10 protein-coding genes are annotated in these 12,967 nt (G+C 46.1%); all 10 read right to left on the reverse strand.

The genetic code is table 11. The features are described 5' to 3' along the window. Positions 1-6: 6 nt before the first annotated feature. Positions 7-1,941: a stage V sporulation protein D gene (locus tag ACFQ0C_RS37855; RefSeq protein ID WP_379374976.1), complete on the reverse strand. Its 1,935-nt coding sequence runs from the start codon at positions 1,939-1,941 to the stop codon at positions 7-9. Between the two features lie 176 nt (positions 1,942-2,117). Continuing rightward, positions 2,118-4,451, reverse strand: a complete 2,334-nt coding sequence (locus ACFQ0C_RS37860; RefSeq protein ID WP_379374978.1) for a penicillin-binding transpeptidase domain-containing protein — start codon at positions 4,449-4,451, stop codon at positions 2,118-2,120. A gap of 27 nt (positions 4,452-4,478) precedes the next feature. After that, the gene (gene ftsL, locus ACFQ0C_RS37865) at positions 4,479-4,919 is read right to left on the reverse strand and encodes a cell division protein FtsL (RefSeq protein ID WP_258216519.1); all 441 of its coding nucleotides are present in this window, start codon (positions 4,917-4,919) and stop codon (positions 4,479-4,481) included. Positions 4,920-4,968: 49 nt separating this feature from the next. Beyond that, positions 4,969-5,919, reverse strand: a complete 951-nt coding sequence (gene rsmH / locus ACFQ0C_RS37870) for a 16S rRNA (cytosine(1402)-N(4))-methyltransferase RsmH (protein ID WP_379374980.1) — start codon at positions 5,917-5,919, stop codon at positions 4,969-4,971. A gap of 35 nt (positions 5,920-5,954) precedes the next feature. Further along, entirely contained in the window at positions 5,955-6,392 is a 438-nt protein-coding gene (mraZ, locus tag ACFQ0C_RS37875; protein ID WP_258216558.1) for a division/cell wall cluster transcriptional repressor MraZ, read from the reverse strand. 111 nt (positions 6,393-6,503) lie between these two features. Beyond that, positions 6,504-7,610 carry a DUF4349 domain-containing protein gene (locus tag ACFQ0C_RS37880; RefSeq protein ID WP_379374982.1) on the reverse strand — a complete coding sequence of 369 codons (1,107 nt, stop codon included), beginning with the start codon at positions 7,608-7,610 and terminating at the stop codon, positions 6,504-6,506. A 178-nt stretch (positions 7,611-7,788) separates the two neighbouring features. Further along, positions 7,789-9,051 (reverse strand): adenosylhomocysteinase, encoded by a 1,263-nt coding sequence (locus ACFQ0C_RS37885; RefSeq protein WP_258216522.1) that lies wholly within the window; start codon positions 9,049-9,051, stop codon positions 7,789-7,791. Between the two features lie 56 nt (positions 9,052-9,107). After that, positions 9,108-10,748, reverse strand: a complete 1,641-nt coding sequence (gene bshC, locus ACFQ0C_RS37890) for a bacillithiol biosynthesis cysteine-adding enzyme BshC (RefSeq protein WP_379374984.1) — start codon at positions 10,746-10,748, stop codon at positions 9,108-9,110. A gap of 146 nt (positions 10,749-10,894) precedes the next feature. Beyond that, positions 10,895-11,854, reverse strand: coding sequence for an ABC transporter ATP-binding protein (locus tag ACFQ0C_RS37895; protein WP_258216524.1), 960 nt, complete (start codon positions 11,852-11,854; stop codon positions 10,895-10,897). Continuing rightward, complete coding sequence (locus ACFQ0C_RS37900) at positions 11,851-12,876, reverse strand: ABC transporter ATP-binding protein (RefSeq protein ID WP_379374986.1); 1,026 nt, start codon at positions 12,874-12,876, stop codon at positions 11,851-11,853. The genes ACFQ0C_RS37895 and ACFQ0C_RS37900 overlap by 4 nt, the downstream gene beginning before the upstream one ends. Between the last annotated feature and the right edge of the window lie 91 nt (positions 12,877-12,967).

Below are 12,967 nucleotides of genomic sequence, written 5' to 3' on the forward strand. Positions count from 1 at the left end.
ATTTCGTTATGGCGAGGGCTCCGACTCTTTATCCGATAAATAAACACGAATGGTTGAGCCTTGGTCTATTCGAGTACCTGCTTTGGGCACTTGATTCACAACATACTTGCCGACTCCCGACTTGGCCAGGACGAAATTAGAGTTAAGGTCCTCGTAAATTTCGGTGACACTCATCCCAATCAGGCTAGGAACCTCTACAAGCGGAGTATCTCCATATACATATTTCCGGTTCAATTGATCTTTACGCTGCGGTACCTTCATATAGCGAAGAGCATCCTCCATAATGTTCTTGACCAGCGGCGCCGCAATCAAACCGCCAAATTGTAGGCCTTGTGGATCGTCCACAGCTGCGTAAACAACAATTTTCGGATCATCCGCAGGAGCAAATCCTATAAAAGAAACAATATGCTCATCTGCCGAATAACGACCGTTCACTACCTTTTGGGCTGTACCCGTTTTACCACCTACACGATAGCCGTCTATAAACGCATTGCGGCCCGTACCATTAGCTACGACGCTTTCCAATGTTTCCCTGACCTGCTTGGAGGTTTGCTCCGAGATAACCTGCCTCACCAGCTCCGGCTTTATCGTTTCTACATTCTCGCCAGTTATCGGATTGTACCAAGCTCTGGCAACGTGAGGCTTATAAAGCTTCCCTCCATTAATTGCAGCTGAAACAGCTGTAATTTGCTGAATGGGTGTAACAGACACACCTTGACCAAACGAGGTTGTCGCCAGCTCAACCGGCCCAACCTTGGGGAGCTTAAACATAATCCCATTCTCTTCGCCACCAAGATCGATACCTGTTTTCTTGCCAAATCCAAAGTTGGATATATACTCAAACAATTTTTCCTTGCCTAACTTTTGTCCCATAACAACAAAACCCGGGTTGCACGAATTCTCTACAACCTGCTGCATAGTCTCGCTGCCATGTCCCCCGCGCTTCCAACACCTAAGCCTTGCACCAGCGACCTCTATTGAGCCTGGATCGTAGAAAGGATCGGTGAGCTTTATTTTCTTTTCTTCCAATGCCGCTGCTAACGTAATGATCTTAAATGTAGAACCCGGCTCATAAGTCATCCAGATCGGAAGATTGCGGTCATAGCTTTCTTTAGGGAAGTCCCTGAAGTTACCCGGATCGTAGCCGGGTCTTGCCCCCATCGCTAGTATCTCACCGTTGTTAGGATCCATCATGATTGCAATAGCATGCTTGGCCTGATATTTCACCATCGTTTGATCGAGCTCTCGTTCCAGAACCGATTGGAGGTGACTATCAATGGTCAGCTGCAGGTTCATTCCATCCAGGGGCCGAGAATAAGTGTCCGAAGAATTCGGCATCTGGCGTCCCGCAGCATCCGATAAGAAAGATATGCTTCCATTAATTCCAGTAAGCTGTTTATCATATTTTAATTCTATGCCCGTCAAACCTTGATTATCAATCCCAGTAAAACCAAGAATGTGAGCTGCAAGGCTGCCTAACGGGTAGCTGCGCTTGTTATCCTCAGCAACTACTATGCCAGGAAGGTTCAAAGCACGAATTTCCTGGGCCTTTTCCTGCGTAATCTTACGCCCACCCGGTTGAATACGAACAATTAATTGCCTTTGAGTAATTTGCTTCAGTACCGTTTCTGGCGGCACCTGCAGTCGGGAAGCCAATTGAGCAGCCGTAGACTGCGGGTCCTTTACTTGCGCAGGGATCGCCATTACAGTTGGCGAGCTAATATTGTAGGCAAGCTGTATGCCGTTCCGATCAACAATTTCTCCCCTTTTCGCTGCAAAAGGGATGTTTCGCCTCCATGAATCTTCTGCTTTGTCGGAAAGCTCGGGCCCCATCCAAATTTGTACATAGCCAAGCCGCACGATCAATGCAAGGAACAGAAACGTTCCCACAACCAATGCAATGAATAGTCGACGACGAACTGTTACATTCGATGCCCTCATTACTGTTCGATCCCCTCCCGAATGGATTCTCTAGAGTCTTTCGGCAGCTTTCTGCCGGACTAGCCCATAGATAGTTTCATATCCAGATTATTCGGGACAAACAGGGGTTAGAACAAGCTGTCCTGTAAATTCGCAGAATCCACAGCTATTTCTCAATATCGACTGCCTCTATTATTTTATCTAGCCGGCTGGGCAGCTGTTTTGGGCGGGGGGACAGCGTCTTTTTTATCCGTTTTATCAGCTTTGCCGGTTGATGTCTTCTCTGGTGCTTTATCCGCAGACTTATCCGATGTTTTATCGGACTTCGCAGGAGGCCCCATTGGAGTCGGCACTTGAATCAGCTCTTGATATGGCTTTAACTGGAGGATGAGCAGCTTATTGTCCCCTTCATTAGACAAGGACTGTGAGGCCACATAACCTTCCCCAACAGATTGGCATTTCAATTTAATAAATGAACAGACTTCCAGTGCATCTCTTAATGATTTGCCGGTCATATCAGGTATCGATATATCTTCACTTTCCTGCATCACTACATAAATTCGTTGCGTCGATCCAATTTCAGTACCCGCCAAAGGAGTTTGGTCAATAATTTTGGCTCCTTTTCCAACTGACTCAACGGTGACGCCGTACTTATTCATCGTATTTTTCGCTTGTTCAACCGTCAAGCCTTCTAAATCAGGCACAGTCATTTTCGTTTCTTTATCGGTTGTTTTCATCTGCTGCGAGGAAGATGGAACCCCCATATAGCGCAGCGTTTGGGATACGATTTCCTTGAATATAGGGGGAGCCACCTCACTGCCTCCATGGAAATCCCCGTTTAGATCCGGCTCATCTGCAATAACGGTAACAAGAATTTTCGGGTCCTCTACCGGTGCAAAACCAATAAAGGAAATAACCCATTTGCCTTCCGCATACCCTTTGCCCCCAGGATCAACCTTATTAGCCGTCCCTGTTTTACCAGCAACACGGTATCCTTCAATATAAGCATTTTTACCTGTACCTATTGTTTTGTCGTTTACAACCATCTCTAAATATTCACTCACCTGTTTGGCGGTCTTTTCTGAAACGACCTCACGGACGACTTTTGGCTCAAAGGTTTGTATAGGCTGCTTGGTTTTGGGATCATAAATTTCCTTTACCACATGAGGCCACATCAGCTTGCCACCGTTAGCAATCGCCGCATAAGCAGCTGTTTGTTGAATAGCTGTAGCCGTCAAACCTTGGCCATAGGTTGCCGTAGCAAACTCAGCCGGATATTTCATTCTCACAATTCCCGGAACCTCGCCAGGGAGATCAACTCCCGTCCTAGCTCCAAAACCGAATCTTTCAATATAATCCGACAATTTTGATTGACCTAATTTCTCGCCCAGCTTTACAAAAGCAACATTACTGGAACGTTTCAATCCGTCGAGATAGGAAATCTGACCCCAACCAGAAATATTCCAGTCATGCAGCCTTCGTCCAGGTACTTGAATCGAGCCCGATTGGTAAAAGTCCGTAGGAACAAAGAGATTCTCCTCCACTGTAGCGGCCAAAGTGACCAGTTTGAAGGTGGAACCAGGTTCATATTGTGAAGCAACTGTATGATTAATAAAATCGGATTGATTGCTAGTTTCCCAGTAGTGGTTAGGGTTAAAGTTCGGATAGCTGGACATTCCTAGAATTTCCATTGTTTTAGGATCAACTGCGATTGCCGTCAAGCTTTTCGGCTTATATTTGGTGTAATACTTTTCCAGAGCGCTCTCTATGTAAAACTGGATGTTTTTATCAATTGTCAGCCTTACATTACTGCCGTCTACTGCGGGCTTGTAATCAACTTTGGCGTCGGGAAGCTCAACACCATTACGGTCTTTTTCATAGCTAAGATTGCCTGGAATACCCTTTAAATATTTATCAAACAATGTTTCCAGCCCCATTATCGGCTTGCCTTCCTTGTCATTATAGCCGAGTAAGTGGGAAGCCATTTTCCCGCCAGGATAAAAACGTTTTTGTTCCTTTTGCAAATAAATGCCTACATTTTTGGTAGAGGTTTGAACCTTAAGCTCCTCAACCAGCTTGCGTACCTGATCGGCCACCTCAGCGTCTATTTTCCAGCCTTCATTACGGATCTCCACTTGAGGATAGAGGGTACCGTCCTGACGCGTTTTGTTTAATCGGGAACGGATCTTATCTTCTAAAGCCGCTATTGCGGAAGGTTCTTCCGAAGTTTTTATTATAGCTGCCAGCCCTTTAACCACTTGGTTCTCTATATGCTTGCTTTGAATGATCTTGGGGTTTAATGCAATTGTAAAAGCGGGTGCATCCTCTGCCATTACCTTATCATTGCGATCAACTATCATGCCGCGAACAGGACGTAGCACCTCTTCAGTCTCCCATCTGGCCTGTGCTTCCGTCAATAATCCGGCTCCCTGCACTACCTGAACCCAATACAGTCTACCTACAAGAGCAACAAAAAAGAGGGTAAATACCCCCCCTATTAGCAATGATCTCAACTTTACTTTCTTGTACATGTCGATTCCTCTCTCCCGTTCTTATGATTACGGAGTAGTCGTCTCCACTTTTTTCTCGTTGACTGCCGATGCTGTCGTTTTTGATTGTGTTTCTGTTGACTTCATTGGCACCTTGCTGATTTGTTTGTCTTCTGGCGGAACCATTCCAAGCTTTAACGCTTCCTGTCTTAAACGATCGGGATTCGATAAGGATTCAACCTTGTGCTTCAGCACGCTGTTATCCGCCTGCAGCATCTGAATATCGGTTTCGAGCTTCATAATCTTAGTGTTCATTTCATAAATTTGCGCATAACGCCAAATGATCAAGCTTGCTACAATGACACAAATAAGCATGGTGAACAAATACAGCAGCTTTTCTTGCACGGGGAGCGATTTGTTGCGGTAAACAATTTTCTTCGTTTCCTTAACGGTGACCTTCTGATTGGTCCTTTGCTCGACGGCCAGACTTCCATGTATGTATGCAGGCATTCCTTATGTCCTCCTCTTCGGGATGTTTGATTTATTAATTAATTGGATTCTATAGTTTCTGTGCAACTCTTAATTTAGCTGATCTCGCCCTAGGGTTAGCTTCCAGCTCTTCAGGTCCTGATTCTATCGGTTTGCGATTAATTAGCTTCACAATGCCTTTTGTTCCACAAACACACATAGGGAATCCTGGCGGGCATGTGCACCGCTCTACATATTTAGCGAACGTTTGCTTACAAATTCTGTCCTCCAGGGAATGAAATGTAATAACAGCCGCTCTGCCTCCAGGCGCCAAGCAACGAATGGTTTGCTCTAACGCTTCCTCAAATACGCCCAATTCATCATTAACAGCTATCCGCAATGCCTGAAAGCTTCGTTTAGCGGGATGGGGTCCAGTACGCCTTGCCGCGGCAGGAATACCTTCCTTGATCAGTTCAACCAGTTGAACTGTTGACTCGATAGGACCGTTCTCACGGGCTGCCACAATTTTCCCGGCAATTCGTCTTGAAAACTTCTCCTCTCCATATTCAAAAAGGATTTTGGCAATTTCCTGTTCAGTCCAATGGTTGACAATTTCTTTGGCCGTAAGCTCCGAATTCCGGTCCATCCGCATATCCAATTCTGCATCATGGTTATAACTGAAGCCTCGTTCTGCCTCATCTAACTGAGGAGATGAAACCCCTAAATCAAACAAAATACCGTCCACCTGAGGCAGACCATTCTTCATTGCTCTTGGTTCCAAGCGCAGCTGCTGCTCAAGATAGCGGAAGTTGCTCCGCACCAGCTTCACCCTATCCATGTAGGGAGCAAGCCTGATCTCTGCATTGGCAAGTGCCGCATCATCCTGATCGAAGGCGATTAACAAGCCTTTCTCGCTTAACCTTGAAGCGATTACGGAGCTATGTCCCGCTCCTCCTAGTGTACAATCCACATAAACACCATCTGGATTAATATTCAATCCTTCTATTGCTTCTTCCATTAATACCGTAACGTGATGAAACATGCTGCTTGTCCTCCTGTGTTTGTTAGGCTGTTTCTCTATAGATCAAAGTTAAAATCAACAAGCTTTTCGGCAATTTCGTTAAACGATTCTTCCGATTGTAGGGAATAGGATTCCCACATTTGCTTGCTCCAAATCTCAACCCGATTAGAAACACCAATAACAATGCAGTCCTTTTCCAACTTAGCGTGCTCAATGAGGTTGTTCGGCAAATTCATCCTGCCCTGCTTATCTAGTTCACACTCTGTTGCACCGGAGAAAAAGAAGCGTGTAAACGCCCGAGCGTCCGATTTCATCAGGGGCAGAGCCTTCAGCTTCTGCTCCAATACTGCCCATTCTTCCATGGGGTAAACAAACAAACATTGATCTAAACCGCGGGTCACGATGAAGGATGTTCCTAGAGATTCACGAAACTTAGCCGGCACAATCATACGTCCTTTATCGTCGATGCTGTGCTGGTATTCGCCCATGAACATAAGAATCTTCACCCCTTTTCACCACTTTACCCCACTTCCCACCACTTGTATAGAATAAATTCTCCACAAAACAGAAAAATCCTGCTTTTTAGCAGGATTTCCGAAAAATAATTATTCAGCTCTATCGTTTGAAGAAGTGTTATCTGACATTATAGTTAACGATTCGCTATTTTCCGCTGTCAGCTTTTTACGAAGTTCGACCAGCTTTTTCTTTTTCGACCGCCGAAGCAGCCAAATGGGGATTCCAATTATGCTCAGAACGAGAGCAATAGGCAGTACAGCGGCAACTATTACAACTAGCCATTGAAAAATGACAGAAAGCACGGTTGCACTGCCATTAAGCGCTTCTGCCGCGCGTTGGAACAATGGCCCGCGGTCATTCGCCTGTATAACTGCGGCTGTGCCCAGCTTTTGTGCCATTCTGACTTCAATCGTTGAATAGGCTACATTTTGCTCCAAATACCTCATACGTCCTTTGATCCGTTCAATCTCCTCTTGAACCTTGCCCAGCTCATTGGAAAAGGCCAGCAGCTCATCAGTTTTCACAGCCTTTTCCATAAATACGATCAACCGGCTTTCCACAACCTGCTTCGCCTTAAGTCTCGAGGTCAAGTCTACAAACTCCTCAGAAACGTCCTGCCCCTGCATATTTTTCTTAACGGACGGGCTTATTTTCTCGATTTGACTTAACAAAGAACCGAAACCGCTTGCGGGAACCTTAATACTAAAGCTCCCACTTTTTTCGTAGGAGGTCTCGTTCTCGCTAAACTGCAAAATATAACCGCCCGACCGGCTTACCGCCTCTTCGATCTTCGCTTGTGCCTCCGCATACTTCTCCACCTGCATGGTTAGATTGGCTTTGTAAATAATTTTACGGTCAACCGCGCTTGGCTCTGCCGATATCCCGCCATTAAAGCTGTCAGCAGGCTTGGATCCGGTCGACAGGCTTTCCGATTTGGCCAGGGAACCCGCTGCTTGTGAAGCCGAGTTTCCCTGCACAGCCTCATTACTTATGCTATTCTTCTGATCCATCATATCCGTTTCTGCCATAGGAGCTGAACTCGTTGCAGCCGCATCCTTGTTGGATGACGATATAGCTCCACAACCGGATAAAACCACTGCCAACAATGCAAGCATAGCCAGGCCATTCAGATTTCTTTGCAGCCTCTGTCTCTCTCTTTTTGTCGTTTTTCCTGCTACGACCCCCACATGTTTCATTCGGATTCCCCCAATTTAAATTTTGGAATCATACTCGTGCAGCAAGCACATAGACAATTTTGTCATTGCACTACTATCTAAACGAGTGAAAATATGGGGATGTTGCATGATATTAACAATTAACAAAAAAAGAACCCTCCCCTGTCATATCAGGGAAAGGTTCTCCATTTACCGATTATTAATGTTCAGTCCAGCTGTCCAAATAAGATTTTTGCTCATCGCTTAAGGAATCGATTGAAGTACCGAGGGATTCCAGCTTAAAGCGAGCTACCTGCTCATCTAATGAGTAAGGCACGTTTACAACTTTTTTGCCAATTTCATTGTAATTGTCATTGACATATTTCAAAGACATCGCCTGCAAGGCAAAGGTCATATCCATAATTTCAGCCGGATGTCCATCTCCTGCCGCCAAATTAACAAGACGACCTTCTGCGATCAAATAAAATTTACGTCCGTCTTTGAGCTGGTATTCTTCAATATTACGACGAACTGTACGTTTCGAGACGGATAGCGCATCAAGCTCCGGTTTATTAACTTCCACGTCAAAGTGACCTGCATTAGATAGAATAGCTCCATCTTTCATTACTTCATAATGCTCACCACGAATGACATCACGGTTACCCGTTACGGTTACGAAGAAATCGCCAACCTTTGCAGCTTCCTTCATCGACATTACTGCGAAACCGTCCATGTAAGCCTCAACGCCTTTAATAGCGTCGATTTCAGTTACGATAACATTGGCACCAAGGCCCTTCGCACGCATGGCCACACCTTTACCGCACCAGCCGTAGCCGACAACAACGACCGTTTTACCAGCAACAACAAGATTCGTTGTACGGTTAATGCCATCCCAAACCGATTGCCCAGTACCATAACGGTTATCGAACAAATATTTGCAAAATGCATCATTTACAGCAACCATCGGGAACTGCAGGGAGCCGTCTTTTTCCATAGCCTTCAAGCGCAAAATGCCTGTTGTCGTTTCTTCAGCTCCGCCACGTACATTTTTAAGCAAATCTTTACGTTCCGAATGCAAGGCAGAAACCAGATCGCCGCCATCGTCAATAATCAAATCCGGCTCGGTTTCCAATGTTTTAATAAGCAATTCCTTATACTCTTGCGGATCAGGGTTATATTTAGCAAACACCGTGATTCCATCCTCTACCAATGCGGCACAAACATCGTCTTGTGTGGACAAAGGATTACTTCCGCAGATAGCAACCTCTGCTCCTCCAGCCTTAATTACTTTGGCCAAGTAAGCTGTCTTCGCTTCCAAATGGAGCGAGATAGCTACTTTTAGCCCTTTGAAAGGCTGTTCTTTTTCGAATTGCTCACGAATACGGTTCAAAACCGGCATATGGGCATTAACCCATTCAATTTTCAAGTGACCTTCTGGCGCCAATGACAAGTCAGCGACAATGCTGCGTTCTTTTGTATTCATGTAAAAATCCTCCTATAGATATGTATTTAAATGAATGGACGTTCCCGCCCGTTGAATCACAAATAAATGACCTTATGCATCCCATCCGGTTCTAGCTCGCTCTCCAAAAGCTCGTATAACCAACCTGTTCCATATTTGTTTAAATAGGCTAGTATATTATACACTCTCTCCTGAGGCTTGTCCAAAGGCAATACGGACAACCCAATTCGCTGGAACTGGCGAAGCGATGAGTCAAACTGAGTGCGCACGGCATCCGCAGCCTTATTCTCAAGAAAATCAATCTGCTCAAGAATTTTCCCCATATTCGTCTCGCCCAGCTTGCCAAGCCCGGCATTGATACCTGAGATCAGCTCCACCAAGGGCTGGTAGCTGTCTTTAAATTGCTCCTTGACAAGACCAAACTTTTCATCGAGCTTCAGAGCGTCCTGCTCCCGAAGCCATTCCTGCTGCTTTTCCTCCAAGCGATACAGGACATCCTCCAATGACAGGCCGTATTTGACCATGTTCTTCTGAACTATGCCTTCGAGTAGAGTAAACTCCATTCGGGGTACAACGACAGGCATCTTCATCCCTATATGGCGGAAGGCTTCACGTGTCAAAGCCCAATAAGCCACCTCACCCGGCCCAAGCACAGTCCCAAGCACAGGAAATAAAAAATCCTGCATCAGCGGACGCGTCATTACATTATTGCTTAAACGTTCAGGCGCTGACTCTGCCCAATCTAGCAATTGCTTACGCGAATAGCTTCGTTCCCGCTTGCGGTCGGTAAAGCCATCTGAGGCTTCATCGGCATACAGCAGAATTCGCTCACCGCCGTCAATGACGAACAAATTGGCATTGCGCTCCTGTAATTCAACTTGGGATGAATACCCCTGTGATTCAACTTTTTCTTTCCCCTTATGTACAGCAGCCTGTATAGCCTCATGCTCCTCCAACAGCTTGCGGAACATGGAGGATTCCAAGTGCCGCAGGTTCGGATCATCGGAGTTCATTACGACAAGTCCATGTGAACCGAACAGCTTCGCCATCATCCTGGCAAAAAAGTCAACCAGGCTTCGGGATTCAGAAGCAATGGTCCGAAGAGAGCTCATCCACTCTGCCTTGAATTCAGTTGGAATCAATGAAGCGTCCAGCTGCTCCAAAGCTTCTTCCCACTGCTTCCCGGATATCAATAGCTGGCTTACAGAGCTTCGAACACCGCTAGGATGCTCTAACTTAATTTTATTGACCTGCGCATCCTGTGACAAGTAATACATATGATTAACTTCATCAAAATCATGGTCCTCGCCAGCAATCCAGAAAACAGGCACGACAGGACGCCCCAACCTGGCGGAAGCATCTTTTGCAGTGTGGATGAGTGTAACGGCTTTATAAATAACCAGTGCCTGTCCCGTAAACAATCCGGCCTGCTGGCCGCCTACGATACAAAGCGTCCGCTCATTATTAAGCAGGCTGATAGATTGTAAAGCCTCCGGAGCATTGCCTATCTCCTTATTGTACAGAGATAAAGCCGCTGCCAGTTCTCCTCGGTCGGCACTCAATTGACGCTCGTTGTCCAACCATCCCGCACGCTCTTCCCAAGAGGATGCATCCCATGGATTATAATCAAACAAGGCTTCAACCAATTCATAATGACGAATATAATCCTCTGTCAAAGGCTGGCTGGATTTCCAATGAATCGATTCTACTTTCAACATGGAAGCCGCCTCGCTTTTTTAGTAAAATAACTACCCTTATGATTGTACACATGTTAGAGGAAATCGTCAAAAGGCATTCCCTGATTTTCATATAAAAAAAGAGTACAGCTGTGTAAAATGCCTGTACTCTCTATTATAGCTCTTAATCAGTTATATAAATGGCAGGCTACATAATGATTGGGTTGTGCTTCAATAAATGGCGGCATTGATTCTGCACATTGCGGCATAACCTTCGGACAGCGCGTTCGAAACGGACAGCCGCTTGGCGGGTTCAATGGGCTCGGGATTTCGCCTTCGAGAATAATACGTTCACGAGTCCGTTCAAGCTCAGGATCTGGGATCGGAATAGCCGATAACAACGATTGCGTGTATGGATGGAGCGGCTCCGCATAAAGCTCTTGCGAGGTTGTTACCTCAACAAGCTTGCCCAAATACATAACGCCAATCCGGTCGGATATATGTTTCACCATCGCCAAATCATGTGCAATAAACAGATAAGTGAGTCCGCGATCTTTTTGCAGCTTCTTGAATAAATTAACAACCTGTGCCTGTACTGAGACATCCAAAGCGGATATCGGCTCATCAGCAATAATGAATTGCGGCTCGATAGCTAATGCGCGGGCAATTCCAATCCGTTGACGTTGACCGCCGGAAAATTCATGGGGGAAGCGGCTTGCATGCTCCTCATTTAATCCTACATCCCTAAGCAGCTCATACACTCTTTCCTTACGTTTACTGCTGCTGAGTAGATTATGAATATCGATACCTTCAGCAATGATATTGCCAACAGTCATTCGCGGGTTTAACGATGCATAAGGATCCTGGAATACCATTTGCATATGACGACGAAACTCTTGAAGCTTTCGTCCGCGAAGCTCATGGACATTCTCGCCGTTGAACAGCACCTCGCCGGAGGTTGCTTCATATAACCGTATAATGGTTCGGCCTGCTGTCGATTTCCCACAGCCTGATTCCCCTACCAAGCCAAAGGTTTCGCCGCGGTCGATTGTAAAATTCAAATCGTCAACGGCTTTTAATATTTTTCCTCCACCCAAATTGAAATGCTTTTGCAAATTCCGCACTTCCAATATCGGTTGTTTACTCATCGGGAAACACCTCCCGCTTCTATAGGCCTTTCGACTTCCGGAGCATCGTGATGCAGCAGCCAACAGGCAGCTGAATGAGTCTCCGAAACGACGAAGTGCTCCGGATCAATGTCCAGGCAAACCTGCATCGCATATGGACAACGGGCAGCAAATGCGCAGCCCTTGGGAGGAGCGAATAAATCAGGCGGACTTCCCGGAATCGGAACCAACTCGCTGTCCGTATCCTGATCCAGCCTTGGTACAGAACGGAGCAGCCCCCAAGTATAAGGATGCTGAGGTCTGTAGAACAGCTCGTTGACCGTCCCCCGCTCCGCCACTTTTCCCGCATACATAACGATAACTTGCTGCGCCATTTCCGCCACGACGCCCAGATCGTGAGTGATGACAATGATAGAAGCATCCGTTTCTTCGGACAGCTTCTTCATTAAATCAATAATCTGCGCTTGAATGGTCACATCAAGTGCCGTCGTTGGTTCATCCGCGATTAGCAGCTTAGGACTGCAAGCTAGTGCAATGGCGATCATCACACGCTGACGCATCCCGCCCGAAAATTCATGCGGATATTGATTCATTCGGCCCTCAGGATTGGACATGCCCACCTGCTTCAAAATTTCGACAGCACGTTTTCTAGCCTCGGAAGTGCTGATCTTCTCATGTTTCATTAAGCCTTCCGTGATTTGCTTGCCTACGGTCATCGTAGGATTGAGCGATGTCATTGGATCTTGAAAGATCATTCCCATCTCCGAGCCGCGTATGGACTCCATTTCTTTATTAGAGCAACGGGTAATTTCCGTCTTTTCATCAAATTTAATGGAACCGCCTTTGATTACGCTGGGCGGAGTTGGGATAAGCCTCATGATAGTCTGTGCAGTAACGGACTTCCCGCAGCCTGATTCACCTACGATCGCGAGCACTTCCCCTTTCTTAAGATCAAAGGAAACGCCACGCACCGCTTGAACCTCTCCGGCATAGGTGTTGAAAGACACACGCAGATCTTTGACCTGCAATATATGTTTACTCATGATTTGGCACCTCCTAAGAGCTTTTACGCTAATAAAAGCTTACATCGTATGCATTAGCCGAGCTTTTGTTTTAGCAAAATCTAACCTCGCA

The organism is Paenibacillus sp. GCM10027630 (assembly GCF_042676305.1).
Taxonomy (GTDB): domain Bacteria; phylum Bacillota; class Bacilli; order Paenibacillales; family NBRC-103111; genus Paenibacillus_S.

Coding starts and splice junctions, on each gene's coding strand:
- ACFQ0C_RS37900 (WP_379374986.1), bottom strand. CDS start 12,876: ATGAGTAAACATATATTGCAGGTCAAAGATCTGCGTGTGTCTTTCAAC.
- bshC (WP_379374984.1), bottom strand. CDS start 10,748: ATGTTGAAAGTAGAATCGATTCATTGGAAATCCAGCCAGCCTTTGACA.
- ftsL (WP_258216519.1), bottom strand. CDS start 4,919: ATGCCTGCATACATACATGGAAGTCTGGCCGTCGAGCAAAGGACCAAT.
- rsmH (WP_379374980.1), bottom strand. CDS start 5,919: ATGTTTCATCACGTTACGGTATTAATGGAAGAAGCAATAGAAGGATTG.
- ACFQ0C_RS37885 (WP_258216522.1), bottom strand. CDS start 9,051: ATGAATACAAAAGAACGCAGCATTGTCGCTGACTTGTCATTGGCGCCA.
- mraZ (WP_258216558.1), bottom strand. CDS start 6,392: ATGTTCATGGGCGAATACCAGCACAGCATCGACGATAAAGGACGTATG.
- ACFQ0C_RS37880 (WP_379374982.1), bottom strand. CDS start 7,610: ATGAAACATGTGGGGGTCGTAGCAGGAAAAACGACAAAAAGAGAGAGA.
- ACFQ0C_RS37895 (WP_258216524.1), bottom strand. CDS start 11,854: ATGAGTAAACAACCGATATTGGAAGTGCGGAATTTGCAAAAGCATTTC.
- ACFQ0C_RS37860 (WP_379374978.1), bottom strand. CDS start 4,451: ATGTACAAGAAAGTAAAGTTGAGATCATTGCTAATAGGGGGGGTATTT.
- ACFQ0C_RS37855 (WP_379374976.1), bottom strand. CDS start 1,941: ATGAGGGCATCGAATGTAACAGTTCGTCGTCGACTATTCATTGCATTG.